At 65.4% G+C, this 23073-nt stretch carries 21 protein-coding genes; 7 read left to right on the top strand and 14 right to left on the bottom strand.

Annotation, left to right across the window (positions count from 1 at the left end; genetic code table 11):
- Nucleotides 1–2: 2 nt before the first annotated feature.
- Genes ybeY through miaB form a run of 3 tightly spaced genes read right to left on the bottom strand, consistent with a single transcriptional unit; the run spans nt 3 to nt 3000 of the window.
- The gene (gene ybeY / locus C5L14_RS22925) at nt 3–506 is read right to left on the bottom strand and encodes an rRNA maturation RNase YbeY (RefSeq protein ID WP_105864392.1); all 504 of its coding nucleotides are present in this window, start codon (nt 504–506) and stop codon (nt 3–5) included.
- Complete coding sequence (locus C5L14_RS22930) at nt 503–1537, bottom strand: PhoH family protein (protein WP_105864393.1); 1035 nt, start codon at nt 1535–1537, stop codon at nt 503–505. The genes ybeY and C5L14_RS22930 overlap by 4 nt, the downstream gene beginning before the upstream one ends.
- Before the next feature lie 26 nt (nt 1538–1563).
- Nucleotides 1564–3000 (bottom strand): tRNA (N6-isopentenyl adenosine(37)-C2)-methylthiotransferase MiaB, encoded by a 1437-nt coding sequence (gene miaB / locus C5L14_RS22935; protein WP_105864394.1) that lies wholly within the window; start codon nt 2998–3000, stop codon nt 1564–1566.
- 196 nt (nt 3001–3196) lie between these two features.
- On the opposite strand from miaB, the gene C5L14_RS22940 reads away from it, so the two are divergent.
- The gene (locus C5L14_RS22940; RefSeq protein WP_245443515.1) at nt 3197–4144 is read left to right on the top strand and encodes an alpha/beta hydrolase; all 948 of its coding nucleotides are present in this window, start codon (nt 3197–3199) and stop codon (nt 4142–4144) included.
- A 146-nt stretch (nt 4145–4290) separates the two neighbouring features.
- On the opposite strand, the gene C5L14_RS22945 is transcribed toward C5L14_RS22940, so the two are convergent.
- The 4 genes from C5L14_RS22945 to C5L14_RS22960 form a co-directional block, all read right to left on the bottom strand.
- Nucleotides 4291–4833 (bottom strand): GcrA family cell cycle regulator, encoded by a 543-nt coding sequence (locus tag C5L14_RS22945; protein WP_105864395.1) that lies wholly within the window; start codon nt 4831–4833, stop codon nt 4291–4293.
- A gap of 279 nt (nt 4834–5112) precedes the next feature.
- Nucleotides 5113–5904: a transporter substrate-binding domain-containing protein gene (locus tag C5L14_RS22950; protein WP_181161301.1), complete on the bottom strand. Its 792-nt coding sequence runs from the start codon at nt 5902–5904 to the stop codon at nt 5113–5115.
- Nucleotides 5905–6115: 211 nt separating this feature from the next.
- The gene (locus C5L14_RS22955) at nt 6116–6706 is read right to left on the bottom strand and encodes an SCO family protein (protein WP_105864397.1); all 591 of its coding nucleotides are present in this window, start codon (nt 6704–6706) and stop codon (nt 6116–6118) included.
- On the bottom strand, nt 6707–7159 hold the full coding sequence (locus C5L14_RS22960) for a MerR family transcriptional regulator (protein ID WP_105864398.1): 453 nt from the start codon (nt 7157–7159) through the stop codon (nt 6707–6709). It abuts the gene before it with no gap.
- 522 nt (nt 7160–7681) lie between these two features.
- Here C5L14_RS22960 and C5L14_RS22965 point away from each other — a divergent pair.
- Complete coding sequence (locus C5L14_RS22965; RefSeq protein ID WP_181161302.1) at nt 7682–9985, top strand: tetratricopeptide repeat protein; 2304 nt, start codon at nt 7682–7684, stop codon at nt 9983–9985.
- A 71-nt stretch (nt 9986–10056) separates the two neighbouring features.
- On the opposite strand, the gene pdeM is transcribed toward C5L14_RS22965, so the two are convergent.
- From pdeM to C5L14_RS22995, 6 genes are all read right to left on the bottom strand, one after another.
- Nucleotides 10057–10746, bottom strand: a complete 690-nt coding sequence (gene pdeM, locus C5L14_RS22970; protein WP_105864400.1) for a ligase-associated DNA damage response endonuclease PdeM — start codon at nt 10744–10746, stop codon at nt 10057–10059.
- 1 nt (nt 10747) lies between these two features.
- A complete protein-coding gene (locus C5L14_RS22975; protein ID WP_105864482.1) occupies nt 10748–13378 on the bottom strand; it encodes a ligase-associated DNA damage response DEXH box helicase in 2631 nt (876 codons plus the stop codon).
- Nucleotides 13379–13545: 167 nt separating this feature from the next.
- On the bottom strand, nt 13546–13899 hold the full coding sequence (locus tag C5L14_RS22980; RefSeq protein ID WP_146127000.1) for a hypothetical protein: 354 nt from the start codon (nt 13897–13899) through the stop codon (nt 13546–13548).
- A 27-nt stretch (nt 13900–13926) separates the two neighbouring features.
- A protein-coding gene (locus tag C5L14_RS22985; RefSeq protein WP_105862481.1) for an IS630 family transposase occupies nt 13927–14876 on the bottom strand; the annotation gives its coding sequence in 2 pieces (ribosomal slippage) (nt 13927–14526 and nt 14529–14876; 948 coding nt in all).
- A gap of 215 nt (nt 14877–15091) precedes the next feature.
- On the bottom strand, nt 15092–16003 hold the full coding sequence (locus tag C5L14_RS22990; protein WP_105864402.1) for a class I SAM-dependent DNA methyltransferase: 912 nt from the start codon (nt 16001–16003) through the stop codon (nt 15092–15094).
- Between the two features lie 124 nt (nt 16004–16127).
- Nucleotides 16128–17198: a purine-nucleoside phosphorylase gene (locus C5L14_RS22995; RefSeq protein ID WP_105864403.1), complete on the bottom strand. Its 1071-nt coding sequence runs from the start codon at nt 17196–17198 to the stop codon at nt 16128–16130.
- A gap of 145 nt (nt 17199–17343) precedes the next feature.
- On the opposite strand from C5L14_RS22995, the gene C5L14_RS23000 reads away from it, so the two are divergent.
- From C5L14_RS23000 to C5L14_RS23010, 3 genes are read left to right on the top strand one after another with little or no spacing between them, the layout of a single operon-like run.
- Complete coding sequence (locus C5L14_RS23000; protein WP_105864404.1) at nt 17344–18357, top strand: ligase-associated DNA damage response exonuclease; 1014 nt, start codon at nt 17344–17346, stop codon at nt 18355–18357.
- The gene (locus C5L14_RS23005) at nt 18354–20024 is read left to right on the top strand and encodes a cisplatin damage response ATP-dependent DNA ligase (protein ID WP_105864405.1); all 1671 of its coding nucleotides are present in this window, start codon (nt 18354–18356) and stop codon (nt 20022–20024) included. Before C5L14_RS23000 ends, C5L14_RS23005 begins: the two co-directional genes overlap by 4 nt.
- A gap of 2 nt (nt 20025–20026) precedes the next feature.
- Nucleotides 20027–20305: a DUF6460 domain-containing protein gene (locus C5L14_RS23010; RefSeq protein WP_105864406.1), complete on the top strand. Its 279-nt coding sequence runs from the start codon at nt 20027–20029 to the stop codon at nt 20303–20305.
- 28 nt (nt 20306–20333) lie between these two features.
- On the opposite strand, the gene C5L14_RS23015 is transcribed toward C5L14_RS23010, so the two are convergent.
- Nucleotides 20334–21119: an HpcH/HpaI aldolase family protein gene (locus tag C5L14_RS23015; protein ID WP_105864483.1), complete on the bottom strand. Its 786-nt coding sequence runs from the start codon at nt 21117–21119 to the stop codon at nt 20334–20336.
- Between the two features lie 114 nt (nt 21120–21233).
- Here C5L14_RS23015 and C5L14_RS23020 point away from each other — a divergent pair, with 114 nt between their 5' ends.
- Together C5L14_RS23020 and C5L14_RS23025 are read left to right on the top strand one after the other, a co-directional pair.
- Entirely contained in the window at nt 21234–22016 is a 783-nt protein-coding gene (locus C5L14_RS23020) for an IclR family transcriptional regulator (RefSeq protein WP_105864407.1), read from the top strand.
- Between the two features lie 130 nt (nt 22017–22146).
- Complete coding sequence (locus C5L14_RS23025) at nt 22147–23067, top strand: hypothetical protein (protein WP_105864408.1); 921 nt, start codon at nt 22147–22149, stop codon at nt 23065–23067.
- Nucleotides 23068–23073: the final 6 nt, after the last annotated feature.

Genomic DNA, 23073 nt, shown 5'->3' on the forward strand with positions numbered 1-23073 from the left:
CGCTAGCTGGCTTCGCGCAACAAGGGCGCGTCGGCATAGGGGTTGGCGATACCGAGATCGGCGAGAATGCGCACTTCCAGTGCCTCCATCACCTCGGCTTCGGCATCGGTCAAATGGTCATGGCCGAACAGATGCAGGAGGCCATGCACGGTGAGGTGGCTGAGATGGTCGGCAAAGCTCACGGACGCCTCCTCGGCTTCCCGCGCGATCGTCTCATGGGCAAAGATGATGTCGCCCAGCATCGGCGCCGTCGCGACCGCTTCTCCCACGGCCTGCGGGAAGGAGAGCACGTTGGTGGGCTTGTCCTTGCCGCGCCATTCGCCATTGATTTGTCGGATGGAGGCATCGTCTGTGAGGACGATCGAGAGTTCGGCTCCCGGCGCATGGGCAAGCGCCGCGACATCGACGCTCCTGGCCACGGCGCGCGTGATCAGGGCTTCGATGGCATCGGTATCCTGCCAGAGATCGCTCTCGAGAGCGATCTCGATGGTAATGGCATCGTTCATGACTTGGCTTCGCCCGAAGGCTTGCTGGAATCCCTGGCCTCATAGGCCCGCACGATCTTGGCAACCAGTTCATGGCGCACGACATCGGCGGCGTTGAATCGGCAGATGGCGATCTCGGGGATGTCTTTCAACAGGTCGATCGCTTCGATCAGGCCCGATTTCTGCCCGGGCGGCAGGTCGATCTGGGTCGGGTCGCCGGTGATGATCATGCGCGAACCCTCGCCCAGGCGGGTGAGGAACATCTTCATCTGCATCGAGGTGCAGTTCTGCGCCTCGTCCAGCAGCACCACCGAATTGGCGAGCGTGCGCCCGCGCATGAAGGCGAGCGGCGCCACCTCGATCATGCCCGAAGTCAGCCCGCGCTCGACGCGTTCCGGCGGCATCATGTCGTAGAGGGCGTCATAGAGCGGCCTGAGGTAGGGATCGACCTTCTCGCGCATGTCGCCGGGCAGGAAGCCGAGCCTTTCGCCCGCCTCGACGGCGGGACGGGACAGGATCAGCCTGTCGGCTTCGCCCTTCTCGATCAGCGCCGCGGCATGGGCGACGGCCAGATAGGTCTTGCCGGTGCCGGCCGGGCCGGTCGCGAAGACGAGCTCGTGCTTCTGCAGCGCCCTGATATAGGCGTCCTGCGCCAAGGTACGGGCGGCAATCGTCTTCTTGCGGGTGCCGACGGAGGCCGCGCCACCGGTCGGCGCCACCTTCGGCTTGCCCTCCGGCGTGAACAGCACGCCTTGCGAGCCGGCCATGCGCAGGGCGCCGTCGACATCGCCCAGCGCTATCTGCTGGCCGGAGCGCAGGCGCTGATAAAGGCTCTCCAGCACGCGCTTGGCCTGCTCGACGCTGTCCCGGGCGCCGCGCAAGGCGACATGGTTGCCCCGGGCCGTCGCCTCGATGCCGAGCTTGCGCTCGATGAAGGCGAGGTTCTGGTCATGCTGGCCGAACAGGAGCGTGGCCAGGCGATTATCCTCGAAGGCGGTGACGATTTCCGCGGTGGCGTCTGCCGTCGGCAAAGATGGGGTTTGCGTTGTCATGCGTGTCCGTCGTTCCTCGTCCACTTTCAAGCAACGGCCTCCCGCAAATCGGCGCCGGCCAATACGCCATGCAGCGACCAGGCACCCGTGGCCGTGATCTCGACGGGAGCCACCGTGCCGATCAGGCTGTCGTCCGCCTCGATCTGCACGGCCTGGAGATAGGGGGTGCGGCCGGCGATTTGGCCCGGGCGCTTGCCCTTGCGATCGAACAGCACATCCATGGTGCGGCCGATGCTGGCCTGGTTGAAGGTCTTCTGCTGGCCCTCGGTCAGGGCCTGCAGCCTGGCGAGGCGCGCGGCCTTCACCGCTTCGTCGACCTGATCCGTCATGCCGGCCCCCGGCGTACCCGGGCGCGGTGAATATTTGAACGAATAGGCCGAGACATAGGTGACCTCTTCGATCAGTCGCAAGGTCGCCTCGAAATCGGCATCGGTCTCGCCGGGGAAGCCGACGATGAAGTCGGAGGAGAATGCCATGTCGGGCCGGACATGCCGAATCTTCTCGATGAGCTTGAGATATTCGGCTGCTGTATGCTTGCGATTCATGACATCCAGAATGCGGTCGGAGCCGGACTGCACCGGAAGATGCAGGAAAGGCATCAGCGCCGGCAAATCGCGATGGGCCTCGATCAGGGTGTCGTCCATGTCGCGCGGATGGGAGGTGGTGTAGCGCAGCCGCACCACCGGCTCGATACGGGCGAGGCGATGCACGAGCTGGCCCAGCGTCCAGGCGCGCCCGTCCGGGCCTTCGCCGTGATAGGCGTTGACGTTCTGGCCGAGCAGGCTGATCTCGCGCACGCCGGCCTCCGCCAGGCGCTCGACCTCGGCGACGATGGCAGCGACCGGACGCGAGGTCTCGGCGCCGCGCGTATACGGCACCACGCAGAACGTGCAGAACTTGTCGCAGCCTTCCTGCACGGTGACGAAGGCGGACGGGCCGCGTGCGAGGGTCTTGTCCCGGCGCGGTGGCGGCAGGATGGAGAACTTGTCCTCGACCGGGAAATCGGTGTCGACGGGCTTGCTGGTGCCATCGGCCTTGGCGAGCAGGTCCGGCAGGCGGTGATAGGCCTGGGGGCCGACGACGAGGTCGACGGCGGGCGCACGCCTTAGGATCTCCTGGCCCTCGGCCTGGGCGACGCAGCCGGCGACGGCGATCTTGAGGTCGCCGCCCTGGCGGCGGCGCTCGTCGCGGGCCACGCGCAGGCGACCTATCTCCGAATAGACCTTCTCGGCGGCCTTTTCGCGGATATGGCAGGTGTTGAGGATGACGAGGTCGGCCTCGTCGGGATTGGAGGTCTCCACATAGCCCGTCGGCGCCAGCGAGTCGGCCATGCGCTGGCTGTCATAGACGTTCATCTGACAGCCATAGGACTTGATGAAGACGGTTTTGGCGCGAGTGTCCCCGGAGCCGGCGTCACCATGCGGGTTCTGCGGGCGTTCGATCTCGGTCTCGTCAGGAATCATGGGTCTCGCTATTGCCACCTTTCAAGGTGCTAGGGATAGCGGTTTTCCGGCCTGATGAGAAGGGTTGAGTTGCCGCGCCCCGGCCCTTCCTGTTGGTGGGCGTTTGCGACGAGACGGCCGGCCGGATGGGTTGGCCCTTGCCGACCCGATGCGATCCCGGCACTGTGCCCCCATCCCATCGAGGCGATTCAAGCTCATGCCATCTGTCGATCCCGCCGTGTTTGCTCCCGATGCCGTGGCCGAGACCACCGCGGCCCTCAATGCCGACATCGTCGCCAAGATGAGCGCTTTGCCGGATCTGTGGTCCTTCCCGCCCGAACTGATCCGCGAGACCCGGCGCCAGGGCCGGGGGATCTTCCCGCTGCAGGCCAAGAGCCCGCGGGCGCAGGTGCTGGAAATCGAGGGCAAGCAGGGCAAGGTGCCGATCCGTGTCATCGCGCCGGAAGCTGCGACCGGCGTCTACATGCATATCCATGGCGGCGGCTGGATGTTCAACCAGTCCGACTTCCAGGATGAGAGCCTGGAGAAGATCGTCGCGGCCACCGGCATGGCCTGCATTTCGGTCGAATACCGCCTGGCGCCGGAACATCCCTTTCCCGCCGGGCCGGACGATTGCGAGGCGGCGGCGCTGTGGCTGGTGTCGGAGGGTCGCAAGCGCTTTGCCACCGAGCGTTTTTTCATCGGCGGCGAGAGTGCCGGCGCCCATCTCTCCGTGTTGACGCTGCAGCGGCTGCGCGATCGGCACGGCCTCCGGCCCTTCGCGGGAGCCAACCTCATCGCCGGCTGCTACGATCTCGGCATGACCCCGAGCGCGCGCAGTTTCGACAGGGGCAAGCTGATCCTGACGCCGCGCGACATCGCGCTGTTCGTGCGGGCCTGCGTGCCTGCCGGCGTCGATCTGCGCTCGCCCGATGTCTCCCCGCTCTATGGCAGTCTCGAGGGCATGCCGCCGGCCCTGTTTTCCGTCGGTACCTACGACGCCGTACTCGACGACAGCATGTTCATGGCCGCGCGCTGGGAGGCTGCCGGCAATGCCACGAGCCTTAAGCTGTGGCCGGGCGGCTGCCATGTCTTCCAGGGCTTCGACTTTCCGATGGCGCACGAGGCCTTCGCCGCCGAGATCGCCTTTTTCAACGGGCATTGACGGCAGCGCCGGGGAGCCGATTTCGGTGTCCGACGATCGATGCTCTCGGACGGGCACGGCCTGTCCCGGTACAGAAGGCCCGATCGCCGGGAAAGAAAAAGGCAGGGTAATCCCTGCCTCTGAATGGATCGGATGGAATGGCGCGATCAGGCGCGGGCGGCACGCCGCTCCTTGTCGCGCTCGCGCCGGCGGTCGAGCACCGGCTGATAGGCGATCGAGGCATGATGGGTGCAATAGGGGCCGGAAGGCCCGACACGGCTGCCGCAGAAACGGAAATCCTCACGCCCGGGGTCGCCCAGGGGCCAGCGGCACATATGCTCGCGCAGCTCCATGATGGTGACGCGCTCGGACATCGGGATGACGACTTCCTCGACCGGGCGCAGGGCAGGTTCGGGGCGTTCTTCGATGGCGACGAGCGGCATGATCTGCGGAGCGAGAGCGGTGTTGCCCCGCACCACCGGTGCGGAGGTCTGGGTGCGGAGCGGATGCGAAGGGGCCCGCGTGGGCTTGATACGACGCTGTGGTGCCGGCGCGGGAGCTTTGGCCCGGCCAGACAAACCGAGTCTATGCACCTTGCCGATCACGGCATTGCGTGTGACGCCGCCAAGTTCTGTGGCAATGGCGCTAGCAGACAGACCTTCTGACCACAGCTTTTTCAGAAGTTCTACCCGCTCGTCTGTCCAGTGCATCAGCCTCTCCTGCCTTCCGCCTTGTTTTCGCCCGAATTCGCTACGCCGAATCCTTTCCCATCAGCCACGATGTCGACAGAACATCGTTGCGCATGCACGCCATGAGCTGACAGGAGTTACGAGACGCCGCACGAGATGTCGTGCTTAACGAAGCCTTAACTACAATAGGCAGTGACTCTCGCGCAAGAGTCCTGCTGAGGCGGGGTGCGTTTTCCCCAGCTTCGGCGCCAAAGTGAGTCTTTTCGGTAACAGCGGAGGGTCGATAAGTTTCCGTTTACGTCACGGAAGGTCTGCAAAGGGATCGACAGGAAACCAGCGGCGGACGAGGTCGGCATAGATGCCCTGCTCCCAGATCTGGAAAAGGGCGTAGTCGATCGCCTGCTTGAGGTCACCGTCCTCGCGCCGCATCGCCATGCCGATACCGTCGCCGAAGAAGTGGCTGTCGAGATAGGGGCCGCCCGCGAAGGTGCAGCAATTGCCGGCATCCGAGCCGTTGAGCCAGAGCGACAGGCCGATGCCGTCGGCGAAGGCCAGGTCGATTTCCCCGCGCTTGAGAGCTTCGCGCAGTGCGGTGTCATTGGCCAGGGATACAAGGCTGGCGGTCTTGAGATAGGCCTTGGCATAGGCGGCATGCGCCGTGTCGGCGACGACGCCGATGCGGCGGCCGGCCAGTCCCTCCGGCGTGAAGGCCGGCAGCGGATCCTGGCGCCGCATGGCGAAACGGGCGGGGCGCATATAGTAGGGCTGGGAGAATTGCAGCCGTTCACGGGCTTCCTTGCTCGGCACGAGCGAGGCGGCGATGACATCCGCCTGGCCCTCCTCCAGAGCTGCGACGATGGTGTCCCAGCGCCGGGCCTGAATGGTGCAGGGGACCTTCAACTGCCGGCAGACCGCGCGGGCAAGGTCGACATTGAAGCCTTCCAGGGCGCCGCTGGAGCCCTGGAAGTCGAAAGGCGGAAAATCGTCCTCGGTCAGGAAGCGGATCCGGCGTACCGATTTCAGGTCCGGCCGCTCCGGCCGCCGATGCGGATCCCACAGGCCGAAGGGGCCGGTGGAAGTCTGGGCCGCCATGGCGTCGCCTTGAAAAGGGATGGCGAGCATCAATGCGAAGAGGGGTATCGAAAGGGCGCCGAATTTCAACAGCTCGTGTTCCTATTGCAGCAGGAGCCGGCAGCGTTTCCGGGCGAGGTTCATGCTGGGCTTCGGTCGGCCATCGTCTGGGCCGGGGGCGTCCGGCCCGCTCCGGGCGATCGGTTGCAAGACCGATCCTCGATCCCGCACTCTATCGACCCTGCATGACAGCTTCCAGGAGTGCAACCACTTCGTCCGAAGAAGCATGCAAGTCGAAGCTCGACCGCACGCGGCCGCCCCTGTCGAGCACGAATACAGTATTGGTGTGGTCGATATTGTAATTCCTGCCCGTCCCAGCCAGAATTCTTGCATCTATGCCGTAAATAACACGCAGCGCGGCGAGTTGTGCGGGATCGCCGGTCAGGCCGCGCAGATGAGGGTCGTAAGCGGCGAGGCTTGCCTTCAATTGCTCGGGCGTGTCCCGGTCGGGGTCGACGGTGATGAAGAGGGCGTTGATCCGCGCGGCATCCGGCCCGAGTTTCTTCAGGACCTGCGCGAGCAGGAACAAGGTCGTCGGGCAGATGTCGGGGCAGTGGGTGAAGCCGAAATAGACCAGGCTCGGCTTGCCCTGCAATTCCCTGGAGTCAAAAATGCGGCCCTCGGCATCCGTCAGCTTGAACGGCTTGTCGATCAGGCCGATGGGCCTGTGCTGGGACAGGAAGAGAGCCCATAGACCAAGACCGGCAAACACCAGGAAGGCTGCGCTGCCGATCAGGTACTTTCGACGCTGGAATGCGGCCACCTAGCGCGGCAGGGCGTTGGCCAATCCGTCATAGCTGCGGCGCAATTCGGCCAGGGCCTCATCGATTTCACGGCGCTGGCGTTCCAGATGCTCGATCTGCTCGCGGACGGTGCTGGCGCTGATGTCGAGACTCGCCGTCTTGCCTTCACCGTGATGGGCGATCATCTCGCCGATTTCCACCAGGGTAAAACCCAGCCGCTTACCCTTAAGGATAAGTTGCAGATGCTCACGATCACGTGCACTATAAAGCCGAGTCAGGTTGTCGCGCGTAGGATTGAGAAGGCCCTTGTCCTCATAGAAACGCAGGGTTCGCAAGGTGACGCCAAACTCTCGCGCAAGGTCACCTATTGTATAGGTGGTCGTACTATTCGTAGCGTTTTCTGTTTCTGCTACGAATACCGTCACCGGTTGGCCTTTTGTGTTTGTCGCCGACCTGGCTTCCAACTTTGACATGGTCTCTCTCTCGCGCCCGTTACAGGCTAGCAGCGCCGCTACTCATTCGTTGCAACAGGTACCATAATACGAAATCCGGGGGGCGTCAGCAATTAATATATTACCAAGCGAACGCCCAAATCTCCAGCTTGGAGATCATAGCCCTCGCTCTGCTTCCTTTCAAGGGTAACGTATTAAATTAGGGCGCGTTGAGCGTTTCGAACAACACGGACATCAACAGAATTCTGACCCTGTCGCAAAGTCTAATGCCGCTTCCAGCAAGGTATCCCACTTTCCTGTCTGCTTTGCAGCTTGGATAGCAAGGTTTTTAGTAAAAAAAGCGCTTTGGATGCTCTATAATGTTGTTGCCTCCGGGAAGAGCGTTAGGGCAGTGGGAGTTAACAGGATATTTACCCTGTTGCGCGAAACCTGCTGTTGCGGGCACTGCGTACCGCCCTCTCCATGCGTTTCCAGCCCGGTTTTCCGGGGAAAAAAACTGGGAGAGGCGTGAGAATCAGGCCGTTCGCCGGCATGGGAAGCCAAATGAGCCAAGTAGCGTCATGGAGTGTCGAGGGCGTCGATTCCCAGACGCGCGAGGCTGCCACCATCCTGGCGCGCCGCTCGGGCATGACGCTTGCGCAATGGCTCAAAACCACTGTTGCCGAGCAGAAATTGCATGAACCACCGCTTTTTGAGGCGCAGAGCGACCTGCCGGAATCGCCTTTGGCTGCGATCGCACGGCGGCTGGCCAAGACTGAGGGGAGGTATTCAGGTAGTGATTCCGAAAAGCCGATGCTGGGGAGCCGGACGGTAGAAGTCAGCGCGGCGGTGCTCGCCCGCCACATCCGCGCGAGCGAAGCCAGAATGGCGGGGCTGATCGAGCAGCTTATCCACAGGCAGGAGCAGAGCGAAGCCCAGTTGGCCGCCCTGGTCGATGCCCTCGTGGATGGTTTCGCGGGCCGGCCCGCCTCTGCGGCGCCGGCCGGCGCAGACGACGCTCTCGATGCCTTGACGCGGGATCTCGAGCAGCGCATTGCCGGCATGGCGGACAGGATCGGCTCGTCCGTAGCCGCGCCATCGGCCTCGCCTGCGCCCCGCGATGATCTGAGTGAGCAGATTGCGGCGCTGACGCGGGAGGTCGCAGAACTCAGGCGCAGTCATCCTCCGGCTGCATCCAGCCAGGAGGATCTCGCCGGCTTGCGCGCGGAGGTGGCGGATCTCAGTCGGCACGTTGCCAACATCCGTTCCCCGGAACAATTTGCGCGTCTCGACAAGAAGCTCGATCTGTTGGCGCGCCAGGCCCAGGATCCGGCCGTGCTAGCCGCGCTTCAGCGTGAGACGGCCGACATCCGTGCCCGCCTCGGCGATCTCGTCCGCCACCCCGAGAGCGCCCACGATCTTCACGAGAAGATCGATGCTCTGCGTCAGGTCGTGGACGATATGCAATCCTCGACCGATGCGTCGCTGACGGGGCTCATGGCCAGGCTCGAAGGTCTGAATGGGCGTGTCGTCGACGAGGCGGCCTTCTCCGCCTTGGAACGGCAGATCGCAGCCATGGCCGGCAGCATCGAGGGGCTCGCCGGTGGCGGGCCCGGTCCCGCGCAGATGCGGGAGGCATTCGGCGAGACATTGGCTGGATCGGCGCTGGCCGCCTTGCCGGAGGAGTTGCAGCGGATCTATCGCGAACTGCGCCAGTATCAGCAGGACGATGTCCGAGACACCCGGGCGGCTCTCGACGCCTTGCAATCGCTGCTGCACCAGCTCGGCACTCGTCTGAGCGCCGTCGAGGACCTGATCAGGAGCCGCGGGGGAGCGGTCGTGGCCGGGCCGCCGGATCTGTCGGAGGTCCCGCCCTTGTTCGGCCGCGAACGCCCCGACGACGTCACCTGGTCGGATGACTTGCCGCGGTCCCTTGCGGGTGACGGGCTCCGCAGCTCATTCGCCGACACGCCGCACAATTCCAGCCGCCCCAGCCAGGTTTCCGCACTCGGGGCAGGCGGTTCGCCGCCACCGGGCGGAACACGCAGCGCCTTCATAGCCGCAGCGCGGCGGGCGGCGCGAGCTGCAAACGAGGCCGAGGGGGCCATCACGCGCGAGGAGAACGATCCCGTGACCGGCGGTGAACCTTTCTACAAACGGCACAAGCGCCCGATCCTGCTGGGCCTGGCGGCCGTGACCATGATGCTGGGCGCGCTGCAGGGCGGCAAGGCCGGCGCGGCACCCAGCAGCCGGCCCGTGACGCGCCTGAGCACGTCGGCTGCTCCCCAGATGCGTCCGGCAATCGCCATTCCCAAACCCGAGCAGGCCGGTCAGGCTCTGGCCTGGTTCGAAGAAGCGCGCCGGCTCGATCGGCCCGATGCTCCCACCCAGGATCTCGCCAAGGCGGCCGGGCTTTATCGCCAGGCTGCCCAGATGGGCTATACGCCGGCCTTGTTCCTGCTGGGGCGGGCCTATGACAAGGGCAGGGGCGTTGGCCAGGACGCCGTGCTCGCGGGGCTGTGGTATCAGCGCGCGGCCGAGCACGGCTCCGTGAATGCGATGTACAATCTGGCCGTGCTCTATGCCAATGGTTCCGTGATGGGCGCTCCCGATTACGAACAGGCGGCCCGCTGGTTCCACCAGGCCGCCGAAAAGGGCCATGTCGCCAGCCAGTACAACTATGCCCTGCTGGCCGCACGGGGCCTCGGCACGCCGCGGGACCTCGCCGTTTCCTACCGCTTCCTCGCGCTGGCCGCTGCAGCGGGGGATGCCGATGCCCTGATGAAGCTGGCGGAGATCGAGCCGCGCCTGACCCCGTCGCAGCGTGCAGCGCTCGATAGCGGCAAAGCTGCGCATCATCCCTGCTGAGGGTGGCGTTATTGCAGCACAATGGGATGCAGCGAGCCTTCTCCCGCAAGGGGGAAGGACATGGCACCCTCTCACCCGCCCAGGCAGCGCGCCTTCGGAAAGGCGAAGACGCGTTCATCGCCCATCAGATGGGCCGTGAAACCGTCGGGAAAGAGCGGCGCGAAGGCGGCGTCGCGCACATTCAGCCCGCCGGCATAGGCGCCGAAGGCCGGCAGGATGGCGCGCCGGCCATCACCGGCGAAGCAGCGCCGCCTCAGCGAGCGCCCGCGCGTCGCCACCCGCGCAACCGGATGCAGGTGGCCGGCGATCTCGCCCGGCTCGGCTCTCGCCGACGGCTCGTGGCGGAACAGCACCGGCCCGATCGCCAGCTCCGGCGTTGCGGTGCCGCCGAGGCCCGCCGGGGGATCGGGATCGTGATTGCCGGCGATCCAGAATATGTCGCGCCCGTGGATGCAGCGCTGCAGTGCTTCCCGATCGCGCGGGGCGAGGCGGGCATCGGCGCGGCGGTCATGGAAGCTGTCACCGAGAAAGATCAGCCGCCTGGCGCCGAAGCGGGACAGGAGCCGTATCAGGCGCTTCAAGGTCTCGGCCGTATCGTAGGGCGGCAGCAGCACGCGGCGCTCGGCGAAGGAGGATCCCTTTTCAAGATGCAGGTCCGATACGACGACCAGGCTTTCCTCCGGCCAGACCAGCGCGCCGTCGGCGGTGGCGAGGAATTCGACGCCGGCGACGGCCAGCACGGCTTCGTCCCGCCGGATCATCTCAGGCGCTTTCTCTATCGTCGGCTCGATCCTGCCGTCCAACCATGGCCTCCGCGATCAAATCATCCGCTGCCTCGGCGAGGACGCTGTCCGTCGCCTCGCCATAGACCGGCTCCCGGCCGATCTCCAGCATGATCGGCACCGCCAGGGGCGAAATGCGATCCAGCTTCTTATGGATGATTCGACCCCTGATGCGCGAGAGCATGGTGGAAAGACGCTGGAGGTCGAGCAGACCGGTGCGCGCATCCTCCCAGGCGGCGCGCATCAGGATGTGATGGGGTTCGTGCTGGCGCAGCACATCATAGACAAGGTCGGTCGACACCGAGATCTGGCGCCCGGTCTTCTCCTTGCCGGGAGCGCGGCGCTCGATCAGGCCGGAGATGATGGCGCAGGTCCGGAACATGCGCTTCATCAGCGCGGATTCCGCCAGCCATTCCTCGAGATCGTCGCCGAGCATATCCTGGTCGAAGAGCTGGTCCATGGCGGCCCTGTGCATGTCCGAGACGCCCCACACGGCGAGCGCATAGTCGTTGGCGACGAAGCCCATGGGCTTCAGCTTCGCCCGTTCCAGCCGGCGGGTCAGCAGCATGCCGAGCGTCTGGTGGGCGAGGCGGCCCTCGAAGGGATAGCAGACGAGGTAATGGCGGTTGCCGCGCGGAAAGGTCTCGACCAGAAGGTCGCCGGCCGGCGGCATCCGGGAGATATCGCGCTGCAGGCGCAGCCAGTCGGCGACCTGATCGGGCAGGCCGCCCCAGCTGTCGGGGTCGGCCAATATCGAGCGAACGCGGCTGGCGAGATGGGTGGAGAGCGGAAACTTGCCGCCGGCGAAGGAGGGGATCTTCGGGTCCCGGCCGGGCGGAGCGCGGGTGACCAGCACATCCTCCTCCTGGATGCCCTCGAAGCGCAGGATCTCCCCGGCGAACAGGAAGGTGTCGCCGACCGACAGCCCCTCGGCGAAATATTCCTCGACCTCGCCGAGCACCCGGCCGAAGCCGCGCCGGGCCGTCGTCTCGCCTGGCTTGCGCTTGGGCGGGCCTGAGGCTTTCGGATCCATGAACCAGGGCAAATAAGGCGTCGGCCTGTCAGCGGCCATGCGCGTCGGCTCACGCGGGCCGCGATTGGAGAGGCGTACCTTGAGCAGGGCTTCCTCGACGATGGTGCCGACATTCAGCCGGTAGGCCTGCGCCACCATGGGATTGGCGACCCGCCAGAGGCCATCCTTGCCTTGGCGGATCTTGGCGAAGCGGTCATAGGTCTTCAGGGCGTAGCCGCCGGTGGCCACGAAAGCGAGCACGTCGTCGAAGGTCGCGCGATCGAGCCCGGCATAGGCTTCGGCGGATGCGATTTCCTGAAACAACGCATCGGCGTCGAAGGGCGACCCGCAGGCGACGCCGAGCACGTGCTGGGCCAGCACGTCGAGGGCGCCTGTACGGGCGATCGGCGTGTCCTGCTCGCCCGCCTTGGCCGCATCGACGGCGGCCTTGCATTCCAGCACCTCGAAGCGGTTGGTCGGCACCAGGATAGCCTGCGAGGGCTCGTCCAGGCGGTGATTGGCGCGTCCGATGCGCTGCAGCAGGCGGGAAGCGCCCTTGGGCGCGCCGACATTGATGACGAGATCGACGTCGCCCCAGTCGATGCCGAGGTCGAGGGTTGAGGTACAGACCACCGCCTTGAGCCGCCCGGCGGCCATGGCCTCCTCGACCTTGCGGCGCTGGCCGACTTCCAGCGAGCCGTGATGGAGTGCGATGGCGAGGCTCTCCTCGTTCACCCGCCACAGTTCCTGGAACACGAACTCGGCCTGCATGCGGGTGTTGACGAAGACGAGCGTGGTCTTGTGGGCCTTGATCAGGGCGTAGAGCTCGGCCATGGCGTGGCGGGCGGTGTGGCCGGCCCAGGGCAGACGCTCGGCGGTTTCGAGAATATCGAGCACGGGCGCGGCACCGCCCTCGGCGACCACCAGGTCCGCCATATCAGGGCGCCCGGGATGCTGGGGCACGATCCAGCGCCGGAGTTCATCCGGGTCGCGCACCGTGGCCGAGAGGCCGACGACTTCGAGGTCCGGCACGAAATGTCTCAGGCGCGCCAGGCCGAGGGCAAGCAGGTCGCCGCGTTTGGAGGTGACGATGGAATGGAGTTCGTCGAGCACCACGCGTTTGAGGCTGCCGAACAGGTCGGCGGCTTCCCGGCTTGCCAGCAGCAAAGCCAGCTGCTCGGGCGTGGTGAGCAGGATGTCGGGCGGGTCGCGCTTCTGGCGCTGGCGTTTGGCCTGGGGCGTGTCGCCGGTGCGGGTCTCGATCCGGATGGGCAGTCCCATCTCACCGGCCGGGCGCTCCAGATTGCGGGCGACGTCGACGGCGAGGGCCTTCAGCGGTGAGATGTAGAGGGTATGGAGCGCGGAGGGGGCGTTGGCGCGGCGAGGAGCGAGATCGATCAAACTCGGCAGGAAACCAGCCAGAGTCTTGCCGGCGCCGGTGGGGGCGATCAACAGGGCCGAACGTCCGCTGCGCGCCTTCTCGACGAGCTGGAGCTGATGCGGCCGCGGCGTCCAGCCGCGGGCCGCAAACCAGTTCGCGAAGATCGCCGGAAGAGTTGGGAGGGGAGCATTGGAGGCCGGATTTCCTGTCTCCTGCATCCCGGTCTGTTCATTCATGCCACTATCGCCGATTCCTGCGGAGATATTGGCGTGCCGGGGTCAGATGTCCACTGCCGGCTTGAATGAAGCAAGGTGCGTTTGGGTGAAAACGCAGTTTTACTCACGCTCCTTGGCCCGAGGCGCCTTGCCGCGATCTGGCGAGGGCATCAGTCGCAGTCGTAGTGGCCGATGATGCGGTAGGCCGAGGTGTAGGTGCCCCAGCGGGCGCTGACGCTGCTGCGCGTCGGGGCATTGCCGTCGAGGCAACCGGCGCGGCGGGCCCGGATGTCCATGTCACGCAGGATTGGCGCCGTTACCGGTTGCGGCCGATTCCAGTAGTAGAAATTCGACACCATCAAGTTGCCGGCCAGGATGCCGCTGGTGATACGGGTGGTGTTCTTGATGACCCGGCCGCGCGAGGTCTGATCGGTTGTCCTCGTCAGGGTCTGCAGGCCATCGCTGGTGGCGCAGCTTGCGCAGGCAAGACCCGCCAAGGCGACCACGGAAATTCTCGAAAACATAATACCCCCTTCTAGAGCATTATGAAATTAGGTTCGATCATATCCTGCGTTAGCGAAGAAATTCGCGCATTCGCAGGGTTTGGTCTGCTGCAAGATGTGCTGGATGGCGTGCGTGAGCTCATCGAGAGAACGAGCGGCGGCTTGGCGCAGCCAGTGTTTGAGTTTGGCGAAGAACTGCTCGATTGGGTTCAAATCGGGGGAGTATTTGGGCAGAAATAGCAGCTTTGCTCCTGCCTCTCGGATGGCTTGGCGTACCTGCTTTCCCTTGTGGGAGCCAAGATTGTCCATGACGACGATGTCGCCCGGCTTCAAGGTTGGAACCAGTTGGGTTTCCACATAGGTGCGGAAACTCTCGCCGTTGATCGGACCATCCAGGACCCAGGGTGCTTCCACCCGATCATGGCGCAGAGCGGCAATGAAGGTCTGGGTCTTCCAATGGCCATGGGGAACGACGGCCTCGAGCCGCTCGCCGCATTTGCTCCAGCCGCGGAGCGGGGCCATGTTGGTCTTGGTCCAAGTTTCGTCGATGAACACAAGCCGCTCGGGGGTGATCAGGGGACGGTATTTGATCCATTGCTGCCGGCGCCGGGCGACGTCGGGCCGGCTGCGCTCGCTGGCGACCAGCGTCCTTTTTTAAAACTCAGCTTCTGCTCGTGCAGGAAATTCCACACACTGTGATGGTCGACCTTGAGCCCGCGCTCGGCCAATTCCTTGATCAACTTGGCGATCGTGAAGGCACTTCCGTCTCGGCAGCGCCCAACCAGCCAGTCATGATGCTCACCGCTGATCGCGCGCGGCTTATGGCCCCCCATCTTCCCCGGCGCCACACTGCCGTTTGCCTTGTCCCGCTGCAGCCAAAGCACCGCCGTCGAAACCGCTATGCCAAAACGCAGCGCCGCCTGGTTGCGCGAAAACCCTTCTTCCTTGACCGCTCGAACAACCCGCTCACGAAGGTCCATCGAATAAGGAACTGCCATTCGCTGCGGCCTCCTCCGCCGCAGCTATCTTGAATCACTTCTCAATCGATTTGGGAATCCAACGATTCAACCAAAAATCACCCTGCTCTAGCGCGTGACTCTCCTCTGGCCGGCAAGCGGCCAAGTCCCCCGAGCCCTCCTTACGCTGGGGAAGTCATTTCGCCAAGTCGCTTGGCGTACCGGGAGCGGCGCCGCTGTCTTTCCCTCAGGCGCGGCTATCGCCCAAGCACGGCCACAAGGCCCGGCACCGGCGCGCCTCGGTCGGTGCGGGCCCAGGCATCGTCGAGATGGCGCAGCTGCAGGCCGGCCGCGACCGCCCAGCCCTCGATGCCCTGGCGTGAATGGGCGTACCGCAAATCGTGATTGAGAATGAAGGCGGCAGGTCCGTCCTGGCTCTGGACCGTGAAGGCGAAACGCCCGCCGGGCGCCAGCACGCGCGCGGCCTGCCGGAAGACGGCGTCGAGATCACCGAAATAGATGAAGACGTCGGCTGCCAGGATCAGGTCGACGCTGCCGGCGTCCTGCCGCAGGAGAAAATCGCCGATCTCTGCTTGCTCCAGATGCCGGTAGATCTGCTTGGCCCGCGCTTTGGCCAGCATGGCGGCGGACAGGTCGACTCCGACGATGTCCCGGCAGATGGAGCGGAAGGTCTCGGCCACCAGGCCTGTGCCGCAGCCCAGATCGAGGACGCGTTCGAACGGTCCGTCCCGTCCAGACCTCTCCAGAGCCATGCGCAACAGCGCAGGCCCGCGATAGGAAAGATTATCCACCAGGGAGCGCTCGAAGCGTGGGGCATATTCGTCGAACAGGGCGGTGATGTGGGCCGGCGTCATGGCACCATCCGCCGGTATCTCGCCAAGCCGGGCCAGGCGCGCGCCGGCGCCGGCTTCATCGTCCGGATCGAGATGAAGCGCCTTGCGATAGGTGTCGATGGCTTCGCCCCGGCGTCCGAGCGTTTCGTTGAGATCGCCGAGAGCCAGCCAGCCGGCGGCCCAATCCGGCGCTTCATCGAGGGCCTGCATCACCAATTCGGCAGCGGAGAGGGGATCACCCCCCGCCTTGTAGTCCATGGCATAGGCGAAACGCCGATCGGCAATGGCGTTGCCGGAGGAACGGGCTTTGAGCATGGTATGGCTGCAGGAAAAAGCCGGGCGGACAGAACGGCCTGTCGGGCCCTATACAGATCGTGATGCCCACAGCCCTCATCAAGGTTGCGAGCACCACGACGTCCCAGGACGCGCCAGAAGGCGCTTATTGCTTTCCCGCCGACCATGATGGCCAGTTCTTGATGACCGCGTCGGCGAAAGCCGAACCGACGCGATAGGCATTGGTGACGGACGGGCCGAAGCCGCCGGACTTGGCCGAGAGAGATTCCGCCACGCTCTGGCCGGGCGCTTCGCGATCGAAGTTGGAAGCTGTGCGCAGCACGGCGATGCGTTCGAAGTCGAGCAGGCCCTCATCGGCGCCACGCTTGAGGGCGGTCAACGTGGCATTGTCTTCCATTTGCGTGGTGCAATAGTTCGCCTTGCCATCCGTGGCATGCTTGGCCCAGCGTTCCATGGCATCGCCGATCTTCGATCCATGCCAATAGGTGTCGATCGAGACGGTGTCGCACAGCTTCACCGCCGGCTTGGCGCGGGCAGCCTCGTCCTGGTAGCGGGCGCGATAGGTCTCGGCCTCCTTACCGTCGGCGAGTTCGACGGAGCGAGTAAGCTCGAAGGCCTTTTCCGCGAGCTTCGGATTGAGCGCATAGACCTCGGTGCCGGCATTCCAGCCCGCCTTGTCGCCCGGCTTGGCGGCGCCGAGCGGCAGCATGCCATCGGGCCAGTCTGACGGGATCTGGCGCGGATCGATATCGTGGCGCAGCCCGCCATCGATGACATAGCGCGCCCACAGCGCCGATCCCAGCGTACCGTCCCTGGGATCGACGCCGGCGATGCCGTCTATCAGGAAATAGGTCTGCTTCAGATCGAACTTGTCGCCGAGGACGAGCGCCGCCGTCGAGCTGGCCGCGTTGGCATAGCCCATGGCCGTCGTCATCACGCACAGGCCCTGCGTGTCGCAGGCGACTTCGGGATAGTCCTTGGACAGGCCGGGAACCTTGATCTTCGTCGTCAGCTTGCGGGCTTCCAGCCAGGGCTTGGTTTCCTCGCCGAACATGGTGATCACCATCACCTTGGGGGCGATGCGCTCGGCGGCGCTGGCATGGCCGCTGCCGAAGACGGCGAGGGCTGCCGCAAGGCCTACGCCGACAAAATGTTTGCGCACGGACGGTGCCGGCGATCGGGCATTGATCAGCGTCGGCGTCGGGTTGAGCAGCATCGGGATTTGACCTCCAGGAGTGTCTCTTCCGGTATCGCATGGCCGCAGCCGTGTCATCCTGTTCGGGACGCCATACCCAGCGAAGATCGAGGCGCACTGCCGGTGACATCTTGGCCCTCTGCCTGTTCCACCCTATGTTCTCGCCATGCGGCCTTCGGACTTGCTTATTCCGACGCCGTCGGGGCTGTACTGCCCGCCGGCGGACGTCCATGTCGATCCCGTGAGGCCGGTCGAGCGGGCTCTGATCACCCATGCCCATTCCGATCACGCCCGCGCCGGCCATCGCCAGGTGCTGGCTACCGCCGAGACGCTGGCGATCATGGCGGCGCGCTATGGTGATGATTTTTGCGAGACCCGCCAGACCGCCATCCTCGGCCAGACGCTCGGTCTCGGCGGCGTTGATGTGACCTTTCATCCCGCCGGCCACGTGCTGGGCTCGGCGCAGATCGCCTTCGAGGCGCAGGGCCTGCGCATCGTGGCCTCCGGGGATTACAAACGCCAGGCCGATCCGACCTGCCTGCCCTTCGAGCCGATACGCTGCGATGTCTTCATTTCGGAGGCCACCTTCGCCCTGCCGGTGTTCCACCATCCCGATCCCAGGCACGAGATCGGCAAGCTCATGGATTCGCTGGCGCTTTTTCCCGAGCGGGCTCATCTCGTCGGCGCCTATTCCCTCGGCAAGGCCCAGCGCATCATCGCCATGGCCCGCCAGGCCGGGCATCAGGCGCCGATCTATCTGCATGGCGCCATGGAAAAGGTGACGCGCCTCTACCAGGACTTCGGCATCGAGCTCGGCGCGCTGCAGCTGGTGCGCGACGTCAAGCCGGCCGTGCTGGCCGGCGCCATCGTTCTCTGTCCGCCCAGCGCGGCCCAGGAGGTCTGGTCACGCAAGATGCCGGAGCCCCTCAGCGTCTACGCGTCGGGCTGGATGCGCATCCGGGCACGGGCGCGCCAGAGCGGCGCCGAGCTGCCGCTGGTGATCTCCGACCATGCCGATTGGCCAGACCTGCAGCGCTCCATCCTGGAGACGGGCTGCTCGGAGCTGTGGGTCACCCATGGCCAGGAGGACGCGCTGGTGCATTGGGCCCGCAGCCGGGGGCTGAAGGCGCAGCCTTTGCATATGATCGGCTATGGCGACGAGGAGGGCGAAGAGGCATGAACCGCTTCGCCGAACTGCTCGACCGCCTGGCCTATGAGCCGGGGCGCAACGCCAAGCTGCGCCTGCTGACCAGCTATTTCCGCGAGACCCCCGATCCGGACCGCGGTTATGCGCTGGCGGCGATCACCGGGGCACTGTCCTTCCGCAATGCCAAGCCGGCCCTGCTGCGCGAGCTGATCGGCGAGCGCGCCGATCCCGAACTCTTCGCGCTGTCCTACGACTATGTCGGCGACCTCTCCGAAACCATCGCCCTGATGTGGCCGGTCCGGCCAGGCATGAATCATGCGCCCACCTTGTCGGAGGTGGTGGAGGCCCTCAGCCAGGCCGGGCGCTCTGAGATGCCTGCCCTGATCACCCGCCATCTCGACGCGCTGGACGAGACGGGGCGCTGGGCCTTCCTCAAGCTGATCACGGGTGCACTCCGGATCGGTGCTTCCGCCCGCCTCGCCAAGAGTGCGGTGGCGGCGCTGGGCTCCCTGTCTGCCGACGATATCGAGCTTGCCTGGCCGGGCCTGCAGCCGCCCTATGAGGGGCTGTTCGCCTGGGCGGAAGGAAAGGGGGAGCGGCCGGAAAGCGGCAATCCCGCCCCGTTCCGGCCGGTGATGCTGGCCCATGCCCTGGAAGAGGGCGACCTCGCGGCCATCCTGCCGGACAGCCATGTGGCGGAATGGAAATGGGACGGCATTCGCGTCCAGGCCGTCGGAGCGCTCACCGCCAACGGGCCCGTGCTTCGCCTTTATTCGCGCACCGGGGAGGATATCGCGCCCGCCTTTCCCGATCTCGTCGAGGCTCTCAACTTCGAAGGCGCCATTGATGGCGAGTTGCTGGTGCGACGTTTCGGTGAGGATGGCGAAGGCCGCATCGAGAATTTCAACGCTCTCCAGCAGCGGCTCAATCGCAAGAGCGTGACCCCCAAGCTCATCGCCGACTATCCGGCCCATATCAGGGCCTATGATCTGCTGGCGGAAGGGGGTGAGGATCTGCGCGGCCGCCCCTTCATGGAAAGGCGAGCCCGGCTGGAAGCCTTCGTGGCCCGCCTCGCTTCGCCGCGCCTCGACCTCTCGCCGTTGGTAACCTTCGCGACGCCTGATGCCCTGGCCCTGGCTCGCGAGAATCCGGCCGGTGCGGGCGCCGGTCCCGATGCGGCAGCGGTCGAGGGGCTGATGCTGAAGCGGCGCGACAGCCTCTACGTGCCGGGCCGGCCGAAGGGGCTGTGGTTCAAATGGAAGCGCGAGCCGTTCCGCATCGACGCCGTGCTGATGTATGCCCAGCGCGGCCATGGCAAGCGCTCCTCCTTCTATTCCGACTATACGTTCGGCGTGTGGAAGGGCGAGGAGCTGGTCCCGGTCGGCAAGGCTTATTTCGGCTTCACCGACGAGGAATTGCGCGACATCGACCGTTTCGTCCGCAACAATACGGTGAACCGCTTCGGGCCGGTGCGGGAAGTCGTCCACACGGCCGAAAAAGGCCTGGTGGTGGAAGTCGCCTTCGAGGGACTGGCGCGTTCCAGCCGCCATAAATCCGGCGTCGCCATGCGCTTTCCTCGCCTGGCCCGCCTGCGCTGGGACAAGCCGCCGGGCGAGGCGGACAGGCTGGAAAGCCTCACCGCCATGCTTGACCGCGCGGCCGTCACGCCCGAAATAGGGGCGGACACGACTGGAGGCTAGGTATGGCTGGGCTGGAGAAGTTCATGGGCGGTTCGGTGATGGGCACGATCATCAAGCTGGTGGTGGTTTCCGTTGCCGTCGGGCTCGTGCTGGCCTGGCTCGACCTGACGCCCTGGGAGCTCCTTGCCAGGCTTCGGCACTTCCTCGAGCGCCTGTCGGCGCAGGGCTTCGGCATGATCAAGGACCTGTTCGGCTATTTCCTGCTCGGCGCGGTGATCGTGATTCCGGTCTGGCTCGTGCTGCGCCTGCTGAAATCCGCGCCCTCGGGCGGGCGCAAATAAGAGGCTGGAGCCTTGCGGTGCGCCGCCGTTACGCGGCGAATTCCTTGGAAAAACTGCCCAGGCTTTCGGTCGCTGCCTTGCGCATGAAGGCCTGGTCCGAAGCGATGATGAAGGCGGAGGCGCCGAGGGCATGGTAGCGCTTCGCTTCGGCGGCGCTGGCCACCATCATGCAGACGGGTTTGCCGGCCCGCCCGGCCGCGGCGCAGATCGTCTCGACGGCGGCCTGGACAGGGGGCGCGTCGGGGCTCTCGGCCTGCAGGGCCACGGTGAGATCGCCCCGACCGATGAAGACGGCATCGAGCCCCTCGGTTGCCAGGATGACATCGATCTCCCCCAACGCTTCCGGATCCTCGATCATGGCGATCAGGCTGACATGCGCGTCCTGCCGGTCGACATGCGGCCAAATGCCGAGGCCGCCATAGCGCCCGGCACGCGGCGAATTGGAAAAGCCGCGCCGGCCGCCGCGATAACGGCAGGCCGCGGCGGCTTCCCGCGCCCTGCCTGCGGTGGAAATGTGCGGGACGAGCACCCCAGCCGCTCCGTCGTCGAGGGCGCCGAGGATGCGGTCGATCTCGGGCACGCGGACGATCGCGGCGGTAGCCGCCGCGCGTGCGGCCAGCAATATCAGTTCGGTCTGGCCGCGGTCGAAGGGCGCATGTTCCTCGTCCACGACAACGAAGTCGAAACCGAGATCGCCGAGGATCTCAGTCGCGTGGACGGTGGGGGTCTTGATAAACGATCCGAGCAGGGCCTTTCGCGACAGCAGGCGCTGGCGGAAGGCTTCGGCCGGGCGTGCGGGGACGTTGTCGTGCATGGCGATCATTTTCTCTTGTTTCGTTAGTCGAAACATTGTTTCTGTAATTAGGTTCAACCCAAAGGGCACCCTTGTCAATGGCCAAGCGCGCCCTTCCTCGTGAGGGAATGAAGAATGCCTCGTGTCAGCGGTCCGGGCGGTGACGGTGTGCAGGCGGTGGTTCTGGCCATGCGTATCCTGGAGTTGCTGGCGGAGGAGGGGCGGCCGATGGGCGTATCGGCCATGGCCGCTGCCCTGGAGACCACCAAGAGCCGGATCTGGCGCTATCTGCAGACGCTGGTGCAGCATGGCTACATCGTCCAGCTGCCGGAGACGGAGCGCTATCAGCTCGGCAGCCGCCTGATCAAACTAGGGCAGGCCGTGGGGGAGGGGCGCGACATCGTCTCGGCCAGCGCGCGGGCCCTGCGGGACTTGCGCGACAGTCTCGGTCATTCCGCCGTCATCGCCCAGCTCGAGGCGGATGGGGTGCGCGTGCTCACCACCGTGCCGGGCAAATCCGCGGTCGAAATCGGCGTACGGCCGGGATCGCTGCTGGAGTTTCACAGTTCGGCTCAGGGCAAGATCGCCCTTGCCTTCGGCAACGACGCCTTGCGGGCCACCGTGTTCGGCATGCGCCTGGAGCGCCGTACGCAGGCGACGATCGTTACGCCCGGCGGCTTGCGCAAGGAGATCGAGCGTGTGCGCCAGGCCGGCTGGGCGATCGCGCCGAACGAGATCCTGATCGGCCTGAACGCGCTGGCTGCCCCGGTCTTCGATGCCGCCGGATCCCTGGTCGGGACGCTGGCGATCGTCGATTCCGTGCAATACATCACCGAAACGCCCACCGCCGAGCAGATCGAGCGGACGGTCAGGGCGGCAAGGCAGGTTTCCGAAGCGCTGGGCTACGTGCTCGATTGACGGCCGTTGGCGGCCCTCTTGACAAGGGAGGACTTTGCTTCAAAAATAAATGGAACATCGTTTCAACTAGTGAAACAAAAAAGAAATAGCCGATTTGGCGCGAGCTGCGTCCGGCTCATGGGAGGTTGCCATGTATGACGCTTCGGATCCGCGTTCGACGCTGGCGTCGGTCCAGCCCGGGCCGGTGGCGACCGCGTTCGCCGGCGCCGATTGCGGCAAGTTCTACGAGACTGCGCCTCAGGAGGACGATGCCAATGGCCGCAGCTGGCTCATCCGCAGCCAGCATTGCGTGGTCGCCTACAGCGAAGCGCGGGATGGCGCCTGTTTTATCCGTTCCGCTCAGCCGGACGAATATGTGCTGCTGCTGCCCGATGCCGGCGCGAGCGCCGAGGTCGAGACCGCCGGCGGCAAGGAACTCGTGCCGGGCTATTCCATCGCCTTCGTTCCGCCCGGCCCGAGTGCCATCCGGATCGCGGGATCGGGGCCGGTCGTGCGGCTGTTCACCACCAGGGCCGAGGATCTCGTGGCGCGCTGCGCGAACACGGCATCCTATGCCGCGCCGCATCCCAATGTCGCACCGTTCCAGCCCTGGCCGGAAGCCACGGACGGGCCCCGGCTTCATGTCTATTCGCTCGACGTGCCAGACGAGCCGGGGCGGTTCGGGCGCATCTGGCGCGGCTCGACCATGATGGTCAACGTCCTGCCGGCACAGCACGGCCCGCGCGACGTCACCAAGCTCTCGCCGCATCACCATGACGATTTCGAACAGATCTCCCTCGCACTCGAGGGAGCCTTCACCCATCATCTGCGCTGGCCCTGGACCACGGATCTCAACGCCTGGCGCGACGACCAGCACGAATATTGCGAAGCGCCGTCGGTGATGGTGATCCCGCCGCCGGCGATCCATACCTCCCGCGGCATGCTGGCCGGGGTGAACCAGCTGGTCGACATCTTCTGCCCGCCGCGCCTGGATTTTTCGCTGAAGCCCGGCTGGGTGCTGAACGCCGCAGACTATCCCATGCCGGCCGAGGGTACTGGCGTCGGCTCCTAGAGCAGC

The organism is Labrys okinawensis (genome assembly GCF_002982075.1).
Lineage (GTDB): Bacteria > Pseudomonadota > Alphaproteobacteria > Rhizobiales > Labraceae > Labrys > Labrys okinawensis_A.

Bases quoted from the DNA above. Each gene is read 5' to 3' on its own strand.
- ybeY (WP_105864392.1), bottom strand. From the start codon at position 506: ATGAACGATGCCATTACCATCGAGATCGCTCTCGAGAGCGATCTCTGG.
- C5L14_RS22930 (WP_105864393.1), bottom strand. From the start codon at position 1,537: ATGACAACGCAAACCCCATCTTTGCCGACGGCAGACGCCACCGCGGAA.
- miaB (WP_105864394.1), bottom strand. From the start codon at position 3,000: ATGATTCCTGACGAGACCGAGATCGAACGCCCGCAGAACCCGCATGGT.
- C5L14_RS22940 (WP_245443515.1), top strand. From the start codon at position 3,197: ATGCCATCTGTCGATCCCGCCGTGTTTGCTCCCGATGCCGTGGCCGAG.
- C5L14_RS22945 (WP_105864395.1), bottom strand. From the start codon at position 4,833: ATGCACTGGACAGACGAGCGGGTAGAACTTCTGAAAAAGCTGTGGTCA.
- C5L14_RS22950 (WP_181161301.1), bottom strand. From the start codon at position 5,904: ATGGCGGCCCAGACTTCCACCGGCCCCTTCGGCCTGTGGGATCCGCAT.
- C5L14_RS22960 (WP_105864398.1), bottom strand. From the start codon at position 7,159: ATGTCAAAGTTGGAAGCCAGGTCGGCGACAAACACAAAAGGCCAACCG.
- C5L14_RS22965 (WP_181161302.1), top strand. From the start codon at position 7,682: ATGAGCCAAGTAGCGTCATGGAGTGTCGAGGGCGTCGATTCCCAGACG.
- pdeM (WP_105864400.1), bottom strand. From the start codon at position 10,746: ATGATCCGGCGGGACGAAGCCGTGCTGGCCGTCGCCGGCGTCGAATTC.
- C5L14_RS22975 (WP_105864482.1), bottom strand. From the start codon at position 13,378: ATGCAGGAGACAGGAAATCCGGCCTCCAATGCTCCCCTCCCAACTCTT.
- C5L14_RS22980 (WP_146127000.1), bottom strand. From the start codon at position 13,899: ATGTTTTCGAGAATTTCCGTGGTCGCCTTGGCGGGTCTTGCCTGCGCA.
- C5L14_RS22990 (WP_105864402.1), bottom strand. From the start codon at position 16,003: ATGCTCAAAGCCCGTTCCTCCGGCAACGCCATTGCCGATCGGCGTTTC.
- C5L14_RS22995 (WP_105864403.1), bottom strand. From the start codon at position 17,198: ATGCTGCTCAACCCGACGCCGACGCTGATCAATGCCCGATCGCCGGCA.
- C5L14_RS23000 (WP_105864404.1), top strand. From the start codon at position 17,344: ATGCGGCCTTCGGACTTGCTTATTCCGACGCCGTCGGGGCTGTACTGC.
- C5L14_RS23005 (WP_105864405.1), top strand. From the start codon at position 18,354: ATGAACCGCTTCGCCGAACTGCTCGACCGCCTGGCCTATGAGCCGGGG.
- C5L14_RS23010 (WP_105864406.1), top strand. From the start codon at position 20,027: ATGGCTGGGCTGGAGAAGTTCATGGGCGGTTCGGTGATGGGCACGATC.
- C5L14_RS23015 (WP_105864483.1), bottom strand. From the start codon at position 21,119: ATGCACGACAACGTCCCCGCACGCCCGGCCGAAGCCTTCCGCCAGCGC.
- C5L14_RS23020 (WP_105864407.1), top strand. From the start codon at position 21,234: ATGCCTCGTGTCAGCGGTCCGGGCGGTGACGGTGTGCAGGCGGTGGTT.
- C5L14_RS23025 (WP_105864408.1), top strand. From the start codon at position 22,147: ATGTATGACGCTTCGGATCCGCGTTCGACGCTGGCGTCGGTCCAGCCC.